16 protein-coding genes are annotated in these 19,071 nt (G+C 68.8%); 5 read left to right on the top strand and 11 right to left on the bottom strand.

Annotation, left to right across the window (positions count from 1 at the left end):
• Positions 1–2 precede the first annotated feature (2 nt).
• The 10 genes from OMP39_RS03590 to OMP39_RS03545 all read right to left on the bottom strand — a co-directional run bounded on the left by OMP39_RS03590 (position 3) and on the right by OMP39_RS03545 (position 10,785).
• On the bottom strand, positions 3–1,094 hold the full coding sequence (locus OMP39_RS03590; protein WP_264893437.1) for a ligase-associated DNA damage response exonuclease: 1,092 nt from the start codon (positions 1,092–1,094) through the stop codon (positions 3–5).
• Between the two features lie 100 nt (positions 1,095–1,194).
• A complete protein-coding gene (gene clsB, locus OMP39_RS03585; RefSeq protein ID WP_342454873.1) occupies positions 1,195–2,556 on the bottom strand; it encodes a cardiolipin synthase ClsB in 1,362 nt (453 codons plus the stop codon).
• A gap of 4 nt (positions 2,557–2,560) precedes the next feature.
• Positions 2,561–3,388, bottom strand: a complete 828-nt coding sequence (locus tag OMP39_RS03580) for an endonuclease/exonuclease/phosphatase family protein (RefSeq protein WP_264893436.1) — start codon at positions 3,386–3,388, stop codon at positions 2,561–2,563.
• A 15-nt stretch (positions 3,389–3,403) separates the two neighbouring features.
• Complete coding sequence (nudB, locus tag OMP39_RS03575; protein ID WP_264893435.1) at positions 3,404–3,880, bottom strand: dihydroneopterin triphosphate diphosphatase; 477 nt, start codon at positions 3,878–3,880, stop codon at positions 3,404–3,406.
• Positions 3,881–3,992: 112 nt separating this feature from the next.
• Positions 3,993–5,786, bottom strand: coding sequence for an aspartate--tRNA ligase (gene aspS, locus OMP39_RS03570; RefSeq protein ID WP_264893434.1), 1,794 nt, complete (start codon positions 5,784–5,786; stop codon positions 3,993–3,995).
• A gap of 73 nt (positions 5,787–5,859) precedes the next feature.
• On the bottom strand, positions 5,860–6,549 hold the full coding sequence (locus OMP39_RS03565; RefSeq protein ID WP_264893433.1) for a DUF502 domain-containing protein: 690 nt from the start codon (positions 6,547–6,549) through the stop codon (positions 5,860–5,862).
• Positions 6,550–6,583: 34 nt separating this feature from the next.
• Positions 6,584–6,910: an FmdB family zinc ribbon protein gene (locus OMP39_RS03560; RefSeq protein WP_264893432.1), complete on the bottom strand. Its 327-nt coding sequence runs from the start codon at positions 6,908–6,910 to the stop codon at positions 6,584–6,586.
• A gap of 116 nt (positions 6,911–7,026) precedes the next feature.
• Positions 7,027–8,475 carry a high affinity choline transporter 1 gene (locus tag OMP39_RS03555; RefSeq protein ID WP_264893431.1) on the bottom strand — a complete coding sequence of 483 codons (1,449 nt, stop codon included), beginning with the start codon at positions 8,473–8,475 and terminating at the stop codon, positions 7,027–7,029.
• A gap of 214 nt (positions 8,476–8,689) precedes the next feature.
• Entirely contained in the window at positions 8,690–10,234 is a 1,545-nt protein-coding gene (gene ubiB / locus OMP39_RS03550) for a ubiquinone biosynthesis regulatory protein kinase UbiB (protein ID WP_264893430.1), read from the bottom strand.
• Positions 10,231–10,785: a hypothetical protein gene (locus OMP39_RS03545; protein ID WP_264893429.1), complete on the bottom strand. Its 555-nt coding sequence runs from the start codon at positions 10,783–10,785 to the stop codon at positions 10,231–10,233. The genes ubiB and OMP39_RS03545 overlap by 4 nt, the downstream gene beginning before the upstream one ends.
• A 331-nt stretch (positions 10,786–11,116) precedes the next feature.
• Here OMP39_RS03545 and OMP39_RS03540 point away from each other — a divergent pair, with 331 nt between their 5' ends.
• The 5 genes from OMP39_RS03540 to OMP39_RS03520 all read left to right on the top strand — a co-directional run bounded on the left by OMP39_RS03540 (position 11,117) and on the right by OMP39_RS03520 (position 17,663).
• Positions 11,117–12,511: an undecaprenyl-phosphate glucose phosphotransferase gene (locus OMP39_RS03540; RefSeq protein WP_264893428.1), complete on the top strand. Its 1,395-nt coding sequence runs from the start codon at positions 11,117–11,119 to the stop codon at positions 12,509–12,511.
• 34 nt (positions 12,512–12,545) lie between these two features.
• The gene (locus tag OMP39_RS03535) at positions 12,546–13,841 is read left to right on the top strand and encodes a porin family protein (protein WP_264893427.1); all 1,296 of its coding nucleotides are present in this window, start codon (positions 12,546–12,548) and stop codon (positions 13,839–13,841) included.
• A gap of 14 nt (positions 13,842–13,855) precedes the next feature.
• Positions 13,856–14,899 carry a UDP-glucose 4-epimerase GalE gene (galE, locus tag OMP39_RS03530; protein WP_264893426.1) on the top strand — a complete coding sequence of 348 codons (1,044 nt, stop codon included), beginning with the start codon at positions 13,856–13,858 and terminating at the stop codon, positions 14,897–14,899.
• 32 nt (positions 14,900–14,931) lie between these two features.
• Positions 14,932–16,419: a mannose-1-phosphate guanylyltransferase/mannose-6-phosphate isomerase gene (locus tag OMP39_RS03525; protein ID WP_264893425.1), complete on the top strand. Its 1,488-nt coding sequence runs from the start codon at positions 14,932–14,934 to the stop codon at positions 16,417–16,419.
• 83 nt (positions 16,420–16,502) lie between these two features.
• Positions 16,503–17,663, top strand: coding sequence for a hypothetical protein (locus tag OMP39_RS03520; RefSeq protein WP_264893424.1), 1,161 nt, complete (start codon positions 16,503–16,505; stop codon positions 17,661–17,663).
• A 68-nt stretch (positions 17,664–17,731) separates the two neighbouring features.
• Here the strand turns inward: OMP39_RS03520 and OMP39_RS03515 are convergent, their stop codons facing one another.
• Positions 17,732–19,054: a UDP-glucose dehydrogenase family protein gene (locus tag OMP39_RS03515; protein ID WP_264893423.1), complete on the bottom strand. Its 1,323-nt coding sequence runs from the start codon at positions 19,052–19,054 to the stop codon at positions 17,732–17,734.
• Positions 19,055–19,071 lie beyond the last annotated feature (17 nt).

Genomic DNA, 19,071 nt, shown 5'->3' with positions numbered 1-19,071 from the left:
GGTCACTCCTCCTCTGCCTGCGGCCCGGTGCCCGCTGCGCCGACAGGCCTGGCAGCCGCATCACCCTGGGGCTCGACGGCGCCCCCCTCGGCGCCGAACTGCTCGTCGCCGTACTCGGTGCGAAAGGCCCCCGCCTCCAGGCCCTGCTGTTGCAGCCAGCGCACCATCACCGCCTCGTAGCCGTGCGTCACGATCACGCGCTGGGCACCGGTCGCGGCAATGGCTTCGAGCAGGCCGGGCCAGTCCGCATGATCCGACAACACGAAGCCCCGGTCCACGCCCCGGCGCCGGCGGGCGCCACGCAGCCGCATCCACCCGCTGGCGAACGCGTCGCTGGCCTCCGGGAACCGGCGGCTCCAGGCGCTGCCCTGCACGCTCGGCGGCGCGATCACCAGCGCGCGTCGCAGCGCGGCCTTGTCCTGCACCTGCGCGACGCTGTGCGTGGGCGGCAAGGCGATGCCCGCCTCGCGGTAGGCGCGGTTGATCGGCTCGACGGCCCCGTGCACGACGATCGGGCCGATGCTCGCCTCCACACCCGCCAGGAGGCGTTGCGCCTTGCCGAAGCTGTAGCCCATCAGCAGGCTCGGCCGCCCCGCCTCGGCATTGGCGCGCCACCAGGCATCGATCTGGGCGAACACCGCCTGCTGGGGCTGCCAGCGGTAGATCGGCAAGCCGAACGTGGACTCGGTGACGAAGCAGTCGCAGCGCACCGGCTCGAAGGCATCGCAGGTGGGGTCCGCCTCGACCCGGTAGTCGCCCGAGACGACCCACACGCGCCCGGCATGCTCGATGCGCACCTGGGCCGATCCGAGGACATGGCCGGCCGGGTGGAGCGAGACGGCGACCCCCCGGTGCACCACGCGCTCGCCCCAGCCCACCCCCTGCACCTCGATGTCGCCCAGGCGCGCCCGCAGCACGCCGACCGATCGCGCCGACGCGAGGTAGTGGCGATGGCCGGCCCGGGCGTGGTCTGCGTGGGCATGGGTGATGACGGCGCGATCCACCGGGCGCCAGGGGTCGATGTAGAAGTCGCCCGGCGGGCAGTACAGCCCGCTCGGCGTCTCGACCACCAGGTCCTCTCGGTGCTCCCGCATGCCGTCCATGCTCCTTACCCGGCGCTGCTGCCCGCGTCCGGCCGCCAGGGCCCGGGGCCATCGCCACGCCGGCCCGCGAGGGCTGCCCGGCAGCCCCGCGCTAGTACCGCCCGGTGGCGCCGGCCACGCGCAAGTACACGTGCGCGCACCAGGCCACCACGCCCCGCCGCAGCCGCCCCCACCACCGCGGCAAGGCCAGGTCCGGCTGCGTCACCTCGCGCGAGGCGGCGAAGGCCTCTTCCAGCTCCTCGCTCAGCCCGCGCACGAAGGCCTGGTCGCGCACGATGACGTTCGCCTCCAGGTTCACCAGCAGCGACAACGGATCGATGTTGGAACTGCCCACCGTCGCCCAGTCGTCGTCCACCACCGCGACCTTGGCGTGGAGAAAGGCCGGCATGTACTCGAAGATGCGCACGCCGTGCACCAGCAGCTCGTCGTAGAGTGCGCGCGCCGCGAACCCGGCGATGCGGTAGTCCAGCTTGCCTTGCAGCAAGAGCCGCACCTGCACCCCGCGGCTCGCGGCAGCCACCAACGCCTGGCGGAAGACGCGCCCCGGATAGAAGTACGGCGAGACCACGTCCACGCGTCGCTCGGCGCGGCGGATGGCCTCGATGTAGCTGCGCTCGATGGTGCGGCGCTGGCGGAAGTTGTCGCGCACGACGAAGGCCGCGCGCACCGGGCTCGGATCGAGCGCCGCCCCCTCCAGCCCCGCCCATCGCGTGGCCCGCAGGCGCCGGAAGAAGCGCTTCGCGCGCGCGATCGGATGCGGACTGCGCGCGAGCACGGCCAGTTCGTCGCGCCAGTCGCGGCCGAAGGACGCGCGCGTCCACAGCGCCCGCACCGTGTGCTCGATCGGATGGACCACCGGCCCGCGCACCTCGACGGCGTAGTCGAGCCGCGGCAGCTGCGACCATCCATGCCGGATGTCGAGCAGGTCGTCGATGATGTTGATGCCGCCGACGAACGCCACCTCGCCGTCGACCACGCACAGCTTCTGGTGCAACCGCCTCAGCTGCCCCGGCTGGAACCAACTCCACCAGCCCCGGATGGGGCGGAACACCACCGCCGCCACCCCCGCCGCGCGCAGTTGCGGCAGCAGCCGCGGCAGCGTGCTCCACGAGCCGAAGCCGTCGAGCACCACACGCACGCGCACGCCCCGGCGTGCCGCCCGGCACAGGGCCTCGGCGACGATCGAGGCGGCCGGGTCGTCGTGGAAGATGTAGGTCGCGAACCACACCTCGTGCCGGGCCCGCGCCACCGCCTCGCACAGCGCAGGAAAGAGCTTCTCGCCGCCGCGCAGCAGCCGGACCCGGTTGCCGCCCAGGAACACCGGCCGGGGGTGCACGTACCAGGCGAAAGGCCAGGCCTCCTGCACCGTCGCCGGCAGCGGGTCCAGGCCGGTCTCGGCCCTCGGCTCGGCAGGCGCCGGCGGATCGCCGCGGGGGGATGGCAAGGCACTCATCGGCTCAACGCACCCGCTCCAGCTCGGCCACGAGCGGCAGGTGGTCCGACATCCGGGCCCAGGTCGTGCCCCGCGGCACGAACGTGGAGCGGCACCGCAGCCCGCGCAGGTAGACCCGGTCGAGCGCGAACACCGGCACGCGCGACGGGAAGGTGAGCGCCCGCCGGCCCTCGGCCCCGAGCGCGCGCTCGAGCCCCGCCTCCCGCATGAGCCCGTCCAGGCGCTCGCCCCAGTCGTTGAAATCCCCGGCCACGATGAGCGGAGCGCCGTCGGGAACGTGGTCCGCGATGTACTGCGCGAGCCGCTCCACCTGCCGCACGCGACTCGCATGGATCAGGCCGAAATGCGCGACGATCGCGTGCAGGTGGACGTCCATCCAATGCACCGGCACGTGCAGCAGGCCCCGCTGCTCGAAGCGATGGTCCGACACGTCGTGATGCCAGATGTCGGCCCCGATCGGCCAGCGCGACAACAGGGCGTTGCCGTGCTCGCCTCCCCCGCGGGTATAGGCGTTGGTGCGGTAGGCGACGCCGTAGCCCTCGGGCGCGAGGAAGTCCGCCTGCGGCTGCGCCGGCCAGCCGAAGCTGCTGCGCGCGAAACGCCGGGCCTCCAGGTCGTGGCGGCTGCGCACCTCCTGCAGGAACACGAGGTCGGCGTCGAGGGCCTCGATGCCCTCAGCCAGGTTGTGGATCTCCAGCCGCTTGCCCGGCCCCACACCACGCACGCCCTTGTGGATGTTGTAGGTCGCCACCCGCAGCAGTGCGTCGTTGCCCGACGCGCCGGTGGTGGCCCCGGACGGCAGCAAGGTGGAGTTCAGGGGATGGGTGGGCATCTTGTCCTCGGTGCTTCACGACACAGGCGTCACGAACCGGGGCAGTTGCAGCACGGCCTCGGCGTTGGAGGGCGAGAAGCATCGGTCGGCCGCCTCGCGCCACGGCAGCCACTCGTAGCGCAAGTGCTCGCGGGGAGCCAGAGTGACGGTCACCTCGCGGGGCACGAGCAGCCCGAACACATGCTCGGTGTTGTGCGTCACGCCCGGCGCATAGCGATGCCGCCAGACGGGGTAGATCTCGTAGACGTTCTCCAGGCCCCAGTCGCGCAGGGCCTCGTCAGGAACTTCCGGCGAGCCGATCACGATGCCGGTTTCCTCCTGGACCTCGCGCACGGCGGTCCGCGCATACGGCTCGTCGGCGCGGTCCTTCGAGCCGGTGACGCTTTGCCAGTAGCCCGGCCGGTCGGCCCGTTCGAGCAACAGCACCTGCAGGTCGTCGGTGTGGATGACGACCAGGACCGATTCCGGGATCTTGTATGGGCGGGGACTCACGCTGCTGTGTCCGGTGGCATGCTTCCAGCCAATTGTGTGCCAGATGGGGCCGGGCTCCAGAAATGCAAAGGGCGGCCTGGTGGCCGCCCCTCGTGCTCCCCTGCTCGCGGCCTCAGCCGTGCGCCGGCTGCGGATTGCGCAGGCGGATGTGCAGCTCGCGCAGCTGCTTCTCGTCGACCGGGCTCGGCGCCCCGGTCAACAGGCACTGCGCCCGCTGCGTCTTCGGGAAGGCGATCACGTCGCGGATGGACTCGGCGCGGGTCATCAGCGTGACAAGACGGTCCAGGCCGAACGCGAGGCCGCCGTGGGGCGGCGCCCCGTACTGCAGCGCATCCAGCAGGAAGCCGAACTTCGCGCGCGCCTCCTCAGGGCCGATCTTGAGCGCCGCGAACACCTTGCTCTGCACGTCGGCACGGTGGATACGCACCGAGCCGCCGCCCAGCTCCCAGCCGTTGAGCACCATGTCGTAGGCCTTGGCGACGCAGCGCTCGGGGTCGCTCTCCATCCAGTCCTCGTGTCCGTCCTTGGGCGCGGTGAACGGGTGGTGCACGGCGTTCCAGCGCTGCTCCTCCTCGTCGTACTCGAACATCGGGAAGTCCACCACCCACAGCGGTGCCCAGCGGTCTTCGAAGAGGCCGTGCTTCTTGCCGAACTCGCTGTGCCCGACCTTCACCCGCAGCGCGCCGAGCGCGTCGTTGACGACCTTGGCCTTGTCCGCGCCGAAGAAGATCAAGTCGCCGGTCTGGGCCCCGGTGCGCTTCATGATCTCGTCGATCGCGCGGTCGTGCAGGTTCTTGACGATCGGCGACTGCAGCCCGTCGCGGCCCTTGGACGCGTCGTTGACCTTGATCCAGGCCAGGCCCTTGGCGCCGTAGATCTTGACGAACTCGGTGTAGGCGTCGATCTCGCCGCGGCTCAGCTCGCCGCCGCCGGGAATGCGCAGCGCCGCCACGCGCCCGCCCTTCATCGTCGCCGGGCCCGAGAACACCTTGAACTCGACATCGGCCATCACGTCGGTGAGCTCGGTGAACTCGAGCTTGACGCGCAAGTCCGGCTTGTCCGAGCCATACAGGCGCATGGCGTCGGCGTACGTCATCACCGGGTACTTGCCGAGGTCCACGTCCATCACCGTCTTGAAGACGTGACGGATCATCTCCTCGAACATGTCGCGGATCTCCTGCTCCGAAAGGAACGAGGTCTCGATATCGATCTGCGTGAACTCCGGCTGCCGGTCGGCGCGCAGGTCCTCGTCGCGGAAGCACTTGGTGATCTGGTAGTAGCGGTCGAAGCCCGCGACCATCAAGAGCTGCTTGAACAGCTGCGGCGACTGCGGCAGCGCGAAGAACATGCCGTCGTGCACGCGGCTGGGCACCAGGTAGTCGCGCGCGCCTTCCGGGGTGCTCTTGGTCAGCATCGGCGTTTCGATGTCGATGAAGCCATGCTGGTCCAGGAACTTGCGCACCTCCATCGCGACGCGATAGCGCAGCATCAGGTTCTTCTGCATGTAAGGCCGGCGCAGGTCCAGCACCCGGTGCGTCAGGCGCGTCGTCTCGGAGAGGTTGTCGTCGTCGAGCTGGAAGGGCGGCGTCACGCTGGGGTTGAGCACCTCCAGCTCCTGGCACAGCACCTCGACCTTGCCGCTCGTCAGGTGGGGGTTCTCGGTGCCGGCCGGGCGCGCGCGGACCTTGCCCACCACCTTGAGGCAGAACTCGTTGCGCACGCTCTCGGCCACCTTGAACGTCTCCGGACGGTCGGGGTCGCAGACGATCTGCACCAGGCCCTCGCGGTCGCGCAGGTCGATGAAGATCACGCCGCCGTGGTCGCGACGACGGTGGGCCCAGCCCATCAGGGTCACGGTCTGGCCCAGCAGCGCTTCGCTGACGAGGCCGGCGTAGGTGGTTCTCATGGGGTCACTCCAAGGTTCGAGAGGGCGGTCGCCGCAGCGCCGCCGCACGGTCATCGGGCCGCTGGGCAGGTGGTCATTCCCGCTGGCCCGGCTCGGCACCCGCGATCGGGGGCAGTTCCACCAATCGGCGGGCCTGGCTGTCCACGATGGCGGGCGGCGCCACCACCCCCATCGAAATGATGTACTTCAGCGCCTCGTCCACACTCATCTTGAGCGGCAGCACGTCGGCGCGCGGCACCATCAGGAAGAAGCCGGACGTCGGGTTGGGCGTCGTCGGCACATACAAGCTCAGGTAGTCCTGCGGGTGCAGGTGCTCCGCGACTTCACCGCCCGGTCGGCCCGTCACGAAGGCGATCGTCCAGGACCCGTGGCGCGGGTACTGCACCAGCACCGCCTCGCGAAAGGCATTGCCGCTGCTGGAGAACAGCGTGTCGGAGACCTGCTTGACCGAGGTGTAGATCGACTTGACGATCGGGATGTTCGAGAGGATGCGGTCCCATTGGCGCAGCCACCATTGCCCGAACATGTTGGCCACGAACAAGCCCGTGAGGAACATGCCGGCCAGCGTCAGCAGCACCCCCAGGCCCGGGATGCGGCCCAGCTGCTCCAGCATGGGGCCGACCGACACCGGCAGCACCGCCTGCGCAGCCGCCAGGAGCGCCGCGAACACACCGTCCAAGACGCCGACGATCCACAGCAGCACCCAGACGGTGACGGCCAGCGGCAACCACACCAGCAAGCCGGTGATGACGTACTTCCTCACGGCGCTTCCGACCGACGGTCGGGCGCCGGCCGTTTCAGTGGCAGGCACAGGAACTGCCGCAGGCGCCGCCGGCCGCCGGGGCGGATTCCGACTTGCCGCCACCGTCCGAGGTGCTCTCGCCGCCGTGGCCGGACGACGACCCGGACGATGACCCGGACGACGAGCCCCCGGAGGACGATCCGCCGCGGAAGTCGGTCACGTACCAGCCCGATCCCTTCAACTGGAACCCGGCCGCCGTCACCTGCTTGCGGAAGGTGGACGCGCCGCATTGTGGGCACACCGTCAGCAACGGATCGGAGATCTTCTGCATCACGTCCTGCCCATGCCCGCAGGACTCGCACTTGTAAGCGTAGATTGGCATCAGCTCACCTGAAGGGGTTGGACGCAAAACCTCTCATTATAAGGAGCGCGCCCCCAAGCGGCGCCGGCGACCGCCCGCGTGCGCCGGCCGGCCGCCCCCTGTGCCAGCCTGGCGGCTTACGCCAGGTGCGGCTTCATCTCGGCGCGGTCGACCATGAACTGCGGCATCAAGGAGCCGACGATCATCCCGACACCCGAGGCGAGCAGGCCGGCGAGCTGCGCCGGGAAGGCCTCGCCCCAGGCCGGCACCGCCAACAGCAGCACCCACACCGCCACGCCGGCCACGATGGACAGCACCGCGCCCTGCGTCGTGGCCCGCTTCCAGTACAGCCCGAAAGCCAGCGGCACGAAGGCGCCGACCAGCGTGACCTGGTAGGCGGAGGACACCATCTCGTAGATCGGCGTGCCCTCCATCACCAGGGCATACGTCAGCACGAAGCCGGTGAAGCACACCACGGTGATGCGCATCGTGCGCAGGAAGGTCTTGTCGTCCATGCCCGGGCGCAGGTGCTTGTAGATGTTCTCGACGAAGGTGGTCGAAGGCGCCAGCAGCGTGGCCGAGGCGGTGGACATGATGGCCGACAGCAGCGCGCCGAAGAAGAACACCTGCGCCACCAGCGGCATGTGGTTCATGATCAGCGTCGGCAGCACCTTCTGCGGGTCGTCGGCCAGCAGCGCGCGAGTCTCCTCGGGCATGATGAGCAAGGCGCTGGTGACGATGAACATCGGCACGAAGGCGAACAGCAGGTAGAAGGTGCCGCCGAGCACCGGCCCGACCTGGGCGGTGCGCGCATCCTTGGACGACATCACCCGCTGGAAGACATCCTGCTGGGGGATGGAGCCGAGCATCAGCGTGATCGCCGCGGCGATGAAGAACAGCCAGTCGTGCAGCGTCGGCTCGGGGAAGAAGCGGAAGAAGTCCTGGCTGCGGGCGAGATCGACCACCGCGGTCGCGCCTCCGGCCATCTGCCCGGCCATCACGGCGATCGCCACCAGCCCGACGACGATGATGATCATCTGGAAGAAGTCGGTCAGCGCCACCGACCACATGCCGCCGAACAAGGTGTAGAACAGCACGATCGCCGTGCCGATGATCATGCCCGTCGTCACCGGGATCGCGCCGCTGGACAGCAGGTTGAACACCAGACCGAGCGCGGTGATCTGCGCAGCCACCCAGCCCAGGTAGCTCAGCAGGATCATCAGCGAGCACAGCACCTCGACCGCCGTGCCGTAGCGCTTGCGATAGAAGTCGCCGATCGTCAGCAGCGTCATCCGGTAGAGCTTGTAGGCGAAGAACAGCCCCACGAAGATCAGGCAGAACGACGAGCCGATCGGGTCCTCGATGACGGCGTTCAGGCCGCCCTGGACGAACTTGGCGCTCACGCCCAGCACCGTCTCGGAGCCGAACCAGGTGGCGAAGGTGGTCGCCACGATGATGTACAGCGGCAGGCTGCGACCGGCCACCGCGTAGTCGGTGGCGCTCTTCACGCGGGTGGCGGCGTACAGGCCGATGCCGATCGAGGCCAACAGGTACAGCGCGATGAACGCGATGAGCGTGGAGTTCATGGGTGTCCCCAGGGAAAACCGCAACTTCTCGGAAGGACGCCGCCCCGGCCGTCCGCTCTAGAGCGGCGCCCAACCCCTCACGGAGCCACGGCCGCGCCGCCGCTCGCTGGGCGGCGAGTGTATCCCGGATGTCTCGGAATGTGACTGCCGGCTGGGTCAAATCGCCACGCCGGAACGTGCACTTTCGCCGCGGGCGGGGCGCCCGGGCGGCGGGCTACCGCAGCAGTTGCAAGACGAGTTGGGCCAGTGACAGCAGCGCCAGGCCGCCAGCGGCGGCGCCCACCCAGGCCATCAGGCGGTTGGACCGCCTGCGCTCCTCGGCCAACTCCTCCAGCCGCAGGCGGATGGCGGGCAGCTCGGTGAGCGCCTGGTGCGCCAGACGGGGCATCTCCGGCAGCCAGCGGGCGTAGCGTGGGGCCTCGCGCACCAGCCGGTCCCGGAAGCCGCGCCAACCCACCTGTTCGTTCATCCAGCGCTCCAGGAAGGGTTTGGCCGTGCTCCAGAGGTCCAGGTCGGGGTCGAGCTGGCGGCCGAGGCCTTCCACGTTGAGCAGTGTCTTTTGCAGCAGCACGAGCTGGGGCTGGATCTCGACGTTGAACCGGCGAGACGTCTGGAACAGCCGCATCAGCACCTGGCCGAGCGAGATGTCGCGCAGCGGCCGGTCGAAATGCGGCTCGCAGCAGGCCCGGATCGCGCCTTCCAACTCGTCCACCCGTGTGCCGGGAGGCACCCAGCCCGACTCCAGGTGCAGCTCGGCCACCCGCTTGTAGTCGCGCCGGAAGAAGGCGATGAAGTTCTGCGCGAGGTAGTCCTTGTCGTACTCGGTCAGCGTGCCGATGATGCCGAAGTCCAGCGCGATGTAGCGGCCGAAGGTCTGGGGGTCGATGCTGACCTGGATGTTGCCGGGGTGCATGTCGGCGTGGAAGAAGCCGTCGCGGAAGACCTGCGTGAAGAAGATGGTGACGCCGTCGCGCGCCAGCTTCTTGATGTCCACGCCCGCCTCGCGCAGCCGGTCCACCTGGCTGATCGGCACGCCCTTCATCCGCTCCATCACGATGACCTGCTCCGAGCACAGGTCCCAGACCATCTCGGGCACGATGACCAGGCCCAGCCCTTCCATGTTGCGGCGCAGCTGCGCCGCGTTGGCCGCCTCTCGCACCAGGTCCAGCTCGTCGTGCAGGTACTTGTCGAACTCGGCGACGACCTCGCGCGGCTTGAGCCGCTTGCCGTCCGCCCACAGCCGCTCGACCCAGCCGGCCAGGGTGCGCAGGAGCGCCAGGTCCTCGTCGATGACCTTGAGCATCCCCGGCCGCAGGACCTTGACCGCCACCTCGCGTCCGCCCTTGAGCGTGGCGAAGTGCACCTGCGCGATGGAGGCGCTGGCGACGGGCTCGCGCTCGAAGCTCTCGAAGAGCGCGTCGATGGGGCGCCCGAAGGCCCGCTCGATGATGCGCACCGAGGCCTGCGGCGGGAACGGCGGCACGCGATCCTGCAACCGGGCCAGCTCGTCGGCGACGTCGGGCGGCAGCAGGTCGCGGCGGGTGGACAGCACCTGCCCGAACTTGACGAAGATCGGCCCCAGCCGTTCGAGCGCGAGACGCAGCCGCACACCGCGGGGCGCGTCCAGGCGCCGGCCGATGGTGATGATGCGCGACAGCACCCGCAGCCAGGGTTGCCGCAGGCTGGAGAGCGCGAGCTCGTCCACGCCGTAGCGCAGGACGGTCACCGCGATGAAGATGAGGCGCAGCAGCCTTCTCATGCGCCCCGGGCCGTCGTCGTCGGGACGGGCGGCTCACCGCCGCCGGGAGCGAACTGCGCCAGCGTGCGCAGCACCTGTCGCGCCGCGGCCGCCGCCGCGGCGAAGAGCCGCGCCAACTGGCCACCCACCAGGGGGCCGAAGACCCGGTCGAGGTCGTCGGCGTAGTCCCAGCGCACATGGTCCATCAGCCACGCGACATCCGCTGCCAGATGGGCGTCGCCGTCGATGGCGACCGGGGGGCGGCGGCCGTCGAGCAGCGCCTGCATGAGCACGGCCGGCTGCCCGGCATCCACCCGCATGGCGAGGTCGGCCTGCTCGGCATCGGCCGGCTCGGCGAGCTCCAGGAGCCCCGCCGGCGTGATACGAAACGCAAGAATCCCAGGCCATTGCAACAAGGCCGGCAGCCCCCCGACGGACAGACGGATGATGCGCCCGACGTGCGGACGCAATCGCGCGACGGCCTCTGTTTCAGAGGCAAGAACGTGGTTCAGCGCCAGCACGAGCCGCTGCAGCGCAGCGGGCCAGACGAGCTCGGTGAGGTGTTGCAGCATCCAACGATTGTAGGGACAGGCGGCTGTCGATCCCGCGTCTGCGTGAACACAATGCGGACCCTGACTGCCACAATGAACTTCAGACCGCTTGCCGCAGCGTCACGGAAAAAGCCCCGCTCCCCGGGGCTTTTGCAGTTGGGGGCCGTGACCCCGCGGCGGCGGCCGCCGCCTCAGGGAGCCGGCGGCTTCACGCTTGCCCGCCTCGGCAGCACGTGGCGCGCCCGCTCCGGGGGGTGCCCGATGCCGGCGTGCACGCAGCGTGGCGCCGTCGAGATCGGCGGACGGGGGCGACCCCGGCCGCCGTGGGCAGGCAAATGGACAGGCAAGTTCCATGTTTGAAGACCGAACGTACACGAGAACTTTCTACAACGCGCCGCAATCGGTCACGTCGTTCGTGGCGGCCTTCCTCGAGCCCACCATCACGGTGGCGTGTTTCCTGGCGCTGCTGCGCTACTACGACAGGCCCTTGGACGGCGCGGCGATGACGCTGTGCCTGCTGGTCTTCGCCCTGTCCTTTCCGGGCCGCAACCGCTTCAAGGACGCCCGGCTGACCGCCCTGGTCGACATCGCGATCTCCTGGGTCAGCCTGCTCGCCATCCTGGCCTTGTGCGGTTACGCCACCCGCAGCCTGGACCAGTTCGACCCGGACGTGCTGCTGTGGTGGGCCGTGCTGACGCCGTTGGCGCAGTGGGTGGCGGTGGCCATCGGTCGCAAGATCATCATGGTCGCCGCCAGCCGGCCCGAGGCCAGGCGCTCGGCGATCGTCGTCGGCGCCGGACCGCTCGGCGTCAAAGTGGCGCGGGCCCTCGTCGGCCACGAGGGCTTCGGCTCGGACTTCCTCGGCTTCTTCGACGACCGCGCCGACGCGCGGGTGCACTCGGACGCTGCGGACAAGCTGCTCGGCCGGCTGGAGGACGTGTCGGAGTACGTCATGCGCCACGGCGTGAAGGAGGTCTACATCACCCTGCCTCTGACCTCGCAGCCGCGCATCAAGGCGCTGCTCGAGTCGCTGCAGGGCACGACCGCGTCGCTCTTCTTCGTGCCGGACGTCTTCGGCATCAGCATCATCCAGGGCCGGCTGCAAGACGTGAACGGGGTGCCGGTGGTCGGCATCCTCGAGACCCCTTTCACCGGCACCAACGCCCTCGTCAAGCGGCTCAGCGACATCGTGCTGGCCTCCATCATCCTGGTGCTGATCTCCCCGCTGCTGCTCGTCATCGCCATCGGCGTGAAGCTCAGTTCGCCCGGGCCGGTCATCTTCAAGCAAAAGCGCAACGGACTGGACGGCGAGGAAATCACGGTTTACAAGTTCCGGTCCATGCGCACCATGGAGAACGGCCCGGACGTGAAACAAGCCACCAAGAACGACCCGCGCGTCACGAAGTTCGGCGCCTTCCTGCGCCGGACCTCGCTCGACGAATTGCCCCAGTTCATCAACGTGCTGCAAGGGCGCATGAGCATCGTCGGCCCCCGGCCCCACGCGGTGGCTCACAACGAGCAGTACCGCAAGATCATCAAGGCCTACATGGTGCGCCACAAGGTCAAGCCCGGCATCACGGGGTGGGCGCAGGTCAACGGCCTGCGCGGGGAGACCGACACGCTGGAGAAAATGGAGGCGCGGGTGGAGTACGACCTGGAGTACCTGCGCAACTGGTCGCTGGGCCTGGACTTGCTGATCATCGCGCGCACGGTACGCCTGGTGCTGTTCGACCGCCACGCCTACTGACAACCCACGACGACGATCTGACTGAGGAGACTTCATGCCGCACCGCACCCTTGCCTTTCGCCCTGCCGCACTGCCCGTGGCCGCCGCGCTGGCGTGCATGGTGATGGCCGCACCGGCCGCCGCCCAGCTGCGCCCTTACTTCCTGAGCGCCACGCAGGCCTTCACCCACGACTCCAACCTCTTCCGCGACCGCGAAGGCGCCGAGCGCAGCGACCGCATCTCTTCGACCGGGTTGCGCGTCGGGGTCGATCAGCCGATCGGGCGGCAGCGTCTGCTCGCCTACGCCGGGGTCCGTCGCAACAAATTCGACGAGTACTCGCAGCTCGACAACACCGAGTACGACGTCAACCTGCGGGGCGATCTGTCGACGGTGAACCGCTTGTCGGGCAGCGTGTGGTACACGAACTCGCGCAGCCTGGTGAGTTTCGGCAGCTACACCGGCACCACCGTCGTGCGCGAACGCAACCTCCAGACGCTGGAGGACTTCGGCCTCAAGGCCCGTCTGGGCGGCGACGCCCGATGGGTGCTGGAAGGCGGCTGGAGCCACCGGGACCAGAACTACAGCTCCGAGGCCTTTCGCAGCCGCGAGCAGACCTCGGACACCGTGAGCCTCGGGGTGCGTTACCAGCCGAGCGACCTCTTGAGCCTCGGTGTGGCGGGGCGCGCCACGGAAGGTCGCACCCCCGAGTACCGCACCACGGCCGGAGGCGAACCCGTCAAGGACAAGATCCGCCGCCGCGACCTGGACTTCACCGCGGTGTGGGTGCCCACCGGCCTGAGCACCTTGAGCGCGCGCTTGAGCCTGACCTCGACCGATCACTCGCTCGCCCAGCAGCGCGACTTCGACGGCGTGACGGGCGCCCTGACATGGGCCTACCGCCCCACCGGCAAGCTCGGGCTGCGCGTCGAGCTCATCCGCGAGACCAACGATCAGAGTCAGCTCGCCTGGTTGCCGGACACGCTCGACGACCCCGCCAACCTCACCCTCACGCCCTTCGAGGACACGCGCCTGTTGACGACCCTCAAGGTCGCAGCCACCTGGGATGCGACGGGCAAGCTGCGCGTGAAGGGCAACGCCCGATACACCCACCGCAACATCAAGGACGCAGTGGTGCGCGACGAAGCCGGGCGGCCGGTGCTGGCGTCCGCCAGCGGGACCGACCGCACCACGGCGCTCGGCTTCGGGGTGGACTACGCGATCACCCGCGCGTGGCTGGTGGGTTGCAACCTCGGCTGGGAGAAGCGCCGCGTGAGCGACGACGGCTCCCAGGTCAGCTTCCCCTACGAAGCCCGCACGGCGACCTGCCTGGCCCAGCTGACGCTTCAGTGACCGACACGACACACATGACAACGAAAAAGACGATTCTGCTGACGGGGGCGACCGGCTACATCGCGTCGCACACCTGGCTCGTGCTGCAAGAGGCCGGCTTCGAGGTGGTCGGCGTGGACGACTTCTCGAACAGCTCCCCGGTGGTGCTGGAGCGCCTGGAGGAGCTGTCGGGGCGCAAGCCCGTCTTCCACCGACTCGACGTCGGGGACCGGGCGGCCCTGGAGGAGGTGTTCCGCTTGCACCGCATCGACGCCGCGGTGCACTTCGCGGCCTACAAGGCGGTGGGCGAATCGGTGGCCAAGCCGCTCGAGTACTACCGCAACAACCTCGGCAGCCTGCTGACGTTGGCCGAGACGATGCGCACGCACGGCGTGAAGCGGCTCGTGTTCAGTTCGTCGGCCACGGTGTACGGGCGGCCGGAGCGGTTGCCCCTGGTGGAGGACGCCGCGCGAGCAGCGACCAATCCCTACGGGGCGACCAAGCTCATGTGCGAGCAGATCCTCGAGGACTTGCAACGTGCCGATGCGGCCTGGCAGGTCGCGTGCCTGCGCTACTTCAATCCGGTGGGGGCGCATCCGAGCGGGCGCATCGGCGAAGACCCGCGCGGCATCCCCAACAACCTCATGCCTTACGTGGCCCAGGTGGCGGTCGGCGTCCGCCCGCGCCTGCAGGTGTTCGGCGACGACTACGACACGCCCGACGGCACCGGGGTGCGCGACTACATCCACGTGATGGACCTGGCCGAGGGCCACGTGGCGGCGTTGCGCTACCTCTTCGACAAGCAACGATCGGTCACGGTCAACCTGGGCACCGGGCGCGGCTACAGCGTGCTGGAGGTGGTGAAGGCCTACGAGCGCGCCAGCGGCCGGCCGGTGCCCTACGACATCGTCGCCCGCCGTCCGGGCGATGTGGATGCCTGCTACGCCGACCCGACCCGGGCGCGCGAACTGCTCGGCTGGCAGGCCACACGCGATCTCGACACCATGTGCGCCGACTCGTGGCGCTGGCAGCGCATGAACCCGCAGGGCTACGCCCCGGCCACGTCGCCCCCTGCATAGGGCGGGCGTCTCTTTGAACAGGGAGTCGAATAATGAAACAAGTCCTTCTACCCGTCGTGATGGCCGGGGGCTCCGGCACCCGGCTGTGGCCGTTGAGCCGGGCGCTCTATCCCAAACAGTTCCTCGCCATTCACGGCAGCCGCACGTTGTTTCAGCAGGCGGTGGAGCGGTTGATGACTTTGGCCGGCGCCGAGCACGAACTCGTCGGCCCGTGCATCGTCGGCAACGAGGAGCACCGCTTCCTCACGCTCGACCAGCTGCGCGAGATGCGCGCGCAGCCTTCGGCGGTGCTGCTCGAGCCGCTTGGGCGAAACACCGCCCCCGCCCTCACCCTGGCAGCACTGTTCGCACGCGACGAGTTGAAGGACGCGGAGGACCCGGTCCTCGTGGTCACCCCTGCGGATCAGACCGTCACGGACGTGGGCGCGTTCACGCAAGCGCTGCGGCAGGCGGTGCAAGGCGCGATGGACGGGCACATCGTGATCCTGGGGGTGCGCCCGGACCGGCCGGACACCGGATTCGGCTACATCCGCGCGGCCGGAGACGGCGCCTTGCGAGCCGTGGAGGCGTTCGTCGAAAAGCCGGACTTGCCGACCGCCGAACGCTACTGCGCCGAAGGCGGCTACTACTGGAACGGCGGCATGTTCGTGCTGCGCGCCTCGGTATGGCTGCGCGCGTTGCGCCACTTCCGCCCCGACATCCTGGAGGCGACCGAGGCGGCGTGGGCCCCGCGCCGGGCCGACAACGGCTTCCTGCGGCCCGACAAGGAGGCCTTCGCCCGCGTGCCGTCCGAATCGATCGACTACGCCGTGATGGAGAAGTGCCCCGCTGACCCGCGCGCCGGCTTCTCGCTGCGCATGGTGCCGCTCGATGCCGGTTGGTCCGATCTGGGCGCCTGGGAGGCGGTGTGGCAGGTGAGCCCGAAGGACGAGAACGGCAACGTCGCCCACGGCGACGCCGTGATCGAGGGCAGCCGCAACACGCTGGTGCACGCGACGAGCCGCCTCGTGAGCGCGGTGGGTCTGGACAACGTGGTGATCGTCGAGACCCCGGATGCCGTGCTCGTGGCCGACCGCAACCGCAGCCAGGACGTCAAGCGCATCGTCGGCCAACTGGAGCAGCGCGCCCGCAGCGAGTGCATCCTGCACCGCCAGGTCCACCGGCCTTGGGGCTGGTACGACAGCATCGACTGCGGCCCGCGCTTCCAGGTCAAGCGCATCATGGTCAAGCCCAAGGCGAGCCTGTCGCTGCAGAAGCACTACCACCGGGCCGAGCACTGGATCGTGGTCTCCGGCACCGCCGAGGTCACGTGCGGAGACCGCAAGATCCTGCTGAGCGAGAACCAGAGCACCTACATCCCCCTGGGCGAAGTGCACCGCCTGGCCAACCCGGGCCACATCCCGCTGGAGATCATCGAGGTGCAGTCCGGCCCCTACCTCGGCGAGGACGACATCGTGCGGTTCGAGGACAGCTACGGGCGCCTCGAATCCACGACCTGGGACCCACCTCGCGTCCACTGAGTCGTGCCGCCCCTTCGCGCTGGAGATGATCGATGAGACGGCCCCCGCCTTTTCTTCCCCCGGCCCCGGAGCGGACAGTCCACATGTTGCGCGTGGACGCGGTCTTCGCCTTGTTCTGCTTCTTGACGATCTGGGCGGGAGTGGCCTTCGGATCGGCGATCCGCTATCTGACGTACTTCATTCCGGTCATCGGGCTGTCGGCCGCCTTCGCGACCGGCCGGCTCCACATGCCGGACCTGTACCGACCCTTCCTGCTGCTGCTGGTGGCCAGCATCGCCTTCGCCCCCTTGGCCACCGGTTGGGGCTGGCAGGACATCTACCTCATCCTCATCGGCATCCTGCCCTTCTGCCTCGGCTACCAACCCCGGCTGACGTGGTGGCAGGTCTTCTTCGGCTTCCTCGCCGGCACGCTCGTCTCGATCGCCGTGCAGCAGGCGTCCGGGTCCGGCGGCTTCTTTTCCAAGGGCCTCAAGTTCGACCCGCTCATGTCGGAGTCGACATTCGAATCGCAGTTCGGATTGGTCTTCGGGATGCTGGGCGTGTGGGCCGCCTTGAAGCGCCGGTGGGGTCTCTACCTCCTCGCCCTGGCGGCTTCGGTGCTCACGCTCAAGCGCATCGGCGTGATCGCGGCCGTCCTGTGCGGGCTGGTGTGCCTGCTGCCCCGACCGCTCACCGACAAGCTCCTGCGGCCCTGGTTCATGGTCCCGTTGAACCTGCTGCTGCTCAGCCTGGAAGTCATGTACGGCTTCGGCACCTTCGACCGCCTCATCACGGACCTGACGGGCACCAGCAGCAACCACTTCAGCATGGGGCGCAGCTTCTTGTGGCACTGGCCCTCGCGCGAGATCGTCGAAGGCTTGCCCGAGCTCGCCGTCCTCGGCAAAGGCGCGGGACACGTCTACGAAGTGCTGATGTACAAGGCCGGCATCGGCCACAAGTACCTGCTGCACAGCGACCTGATGAAGATCACGCTCGAGTATGGCCTGCTCGTCTTCATCGGGTTCTTCGGCTTGGCCTATGCGTTCAAGTCGCTGGCGGCCCGGATGTTCTGGCTGTACTTCAACATCCTGATGCTCACGGACAACGTGCTCATCTACGGCTACCTGATCTTCGCGCTCGGCCTGTGCTCGATGTGCGCGCGGCGCGAGCTGAACGAGACGGACGGCATGATGAACACGCTGTACACGAGATTCGGCCGCCCCAGGCCCGAGGCGTCCGTCTCGGCGCAGCGAGGCAGCGGGTGAGCCGTCGCCTCGTGCGAACGCCCTTCAGGAAGATGCCGCAGGGGCCGACCGCCCCTCGCTCTTGAGCGTCAGCCCCGCCCGATGCCCCGGTAGTCGAAGCCCAGCGTCTTCATCAGCTTGGGCTCGTAGAGGTTGCGTCCGTCGAAGATGCGCTTGTCGCGCAGCGAATCGCGCATCGCCTCGAAGTCCGGCGTGCGGAATTCCTTCCACTCCGTCACGATGACGAGCGCGTCGGCGCCCTCGAGCGCCGCTCGGCCGGACTCCGCGAAGCTCAGGCCCTGGACATGACCCAGCACCCGCTTCGCCGCGTCGACCGCCACCGGATCGTAGGCCTGGATCTTCGCGCCGCGCCGTGCAAGCTCGGCGATCACCACTCGGCTCGGCGCCTCGCGCATGTCGTCGGTGTTCGGTTTGAACGCCAGCCCCCACACCGCGAACGTCTTGCCGCTCAGGTTCTCCCCATAGCAGTCGACGATCTTGCCCACCAGGACCTGCTTCTGCCGATCGTTGACGGCCTCGACCGCCTCGAGCAGGCGCAGTGGCTGCCCCACCTCCTCGGCCGTGCGGATCAGGGCTTTGACGTCCTTCGGGAAGCACGACCCCCCATAACCGCAGCCGGCATAAAGGAAGTGATAGCCGATGCGCGGGTCGCTGCCGATGCCCTGACGGACCAGTTCGATGTCGGCCCCGAGCTTCTCGGCCACGAGCGCCAGCTCGTTCATGAAGCTGATCCGGGTGGCCAGCATCGCGTTCGCCGCATACTTGGTGAACTCGGCGCTGCGGATATCCATCACCATCATCCGGTCGTGGTTGCGGATGAAGGGGGCGTAGAGCGCCCGCATCAGCAGGATCGCCCGTTCGTCCTCCGCGCCGACCACGACGCGGTCGGGACGCATGAAGTCGGCGACGGCCGCGCCCTCCTTGAGGAACTCCGGGTTCGAGACGACTGCGAAGTCCAGCTTGACGCCGCGCCGGTCCAATTCCTCCTGCACGGCCGCTTTGACTTTGTCGGCCGTGCCGACGGGCACCGTGCTCTTGTCCACGACGACTTTGAAGTCCGTCATCGTCTTGCCGATGTTGCGGGCGGCGGCAAGGACGTACTGGAGGTCCGCCGACCCGTCCTCGTCCGGTGGCGTGCCGACGGCGATGAATTGGATCGTGCCGTGCGCGACCGCGTGCTCGACGTCGGTCGTGAACTCGAGGCGGCCCGCGGCCACATTGCGCTGCACGATCTCCTGGAGCCCCGGCTCGTAGATCGGGAGGCCGCCGGCGCGCAAGGTGCGGATCTTGTCGGCGTCCAGGTCCAGGCATACGACGTGGTTGCCCATCTCGGACAGACAGGCGCCGGTCACCAGCCCGACGTAACCCGTGCCGACGACAGTCACTTTCATGAGGTTCCCTCTGAGTT

The sequence above is a fragment of the Schlegelella aquatica genome (genome assembly GCF_026013905.1).
Taxonomy (GTDB): Bacteria; Pseudomonadota; Gammaproteobacteria; order Burkholderiales; family Burkholderiaceae_C; genus Caldimonas; species Caldimonas aquatica.
The sequence above is the reverse complement of the archived record's forward strand: the minus strand, read 5'-3'. Positions and strand labels throughout refer to the sequence as shown.

What these genes read in the sequence shown, in the direction of transcription:
- OMP39_RS03590 (WP_264893437.1), bottom strand. Translation starts at nt 1,094, where the DNA reads ATGCGGGAGCACCGAGAGGACCTGGTGGTCGAGACGCCGAGCGGGCTG.
- clsB (WP_342454873.1), bottom strand. Translation starts at nt 2,556, where the DNA reads ATGAGTGCCTTGCCATCCCCCCGCGGCGATCCGCCGGCGCCTGCCGAG.
- OMP39_RS03580 (WP_264893436.1), bottom strand. Translation starts at nt 3,388, where the DNA reads ATGCCCACCCATCCCCTGAACTCCACCTTGCTGCCGTCCGGGGCCACC.
- aspS (WP_264893434.1), bottom strand. Translation starts at nt 5,786, where the DNA reads ATGAGAACCACCTACGCCGGCCTCGTCAGCGAAGCGCTGCTGGGCCAG.
- OMP39_RS03560 (WP_264893432.1), bottom strand. Translation starts at nt 6,910, where the DNA reads ATGCCAATCTACGCTTACAAGTGCGAGTCCTGCGGGCATGGGCAGGAC.
- OMP39_RS03555 (WP_264893431.1), bottom strand. Translation starts at nt 8,475, where the DNA reads ATGAACTCCACGCTCATCGCGTTCATCGCGCTGTACCTGTTGGCCTCG.
- ubiB (WP_264893430.1), bottom strand. Translation starts at nt 10,234, where the DNA reads ATGAGAAGGCTGCTGCGCCTCATCTTCATCGCGGTGACCGTCCTGCGC.
- OMP39_RS03545 (WP_264893429.1), bottom strand. Translation starts at nt 10,785, where the DNA reads ATGCTGCAACACCTCACCGAGCTCGTCTGGCCCGCTGCGCTGCAGCGG.
- OMP39_RS03540 (WP_264893428.1), top strand. Translation starts at nt 11,117, where the DNA reads ATGTTTGAAGACCGAACGTACACGAGAACTTTCTACAACGCGCCGCAA.
- OMP39_RS03535 (WP_264893427.1), top strand. Translation starts at nt 12,546, where the DNA reads ATGCCGCACCGCACCCTTGCCTTTCGCCCTGCCGCACTGCCCGTGGCC.
- galE (WP_264893426.1), top strand. Translation starts at nt 13,856, where the DNA reads ATGACAACGAAAAAGACGATTCTGCTGACGGGGGCGACCGGCTACATC.
- OMP39_RS03525 (WP_264893425.1), top strand. Translation starts at nt 14,932, where the DNA reads ATGAAACAAGTCCTTCTACCCGTCGTGATGGCCGGGGGCTCCGGCACC.
- OMP39_RS03520 (WP_264893424.1), top strand. Translation starts at nt 16,503, where the DNA reads ATGTTGCGCGTGGACGCGGTCTTCGCCTTGTTCTGCTTCTTGACGATC.
- OMP39_RS03515 (WP_264893423.1), bottom strand. Translation starts at nt 19,054, where the DNA reads ATGAAAGTGACTGTCGTCGGCACGGGTTACGTCGGGCTGGTGACCGGC.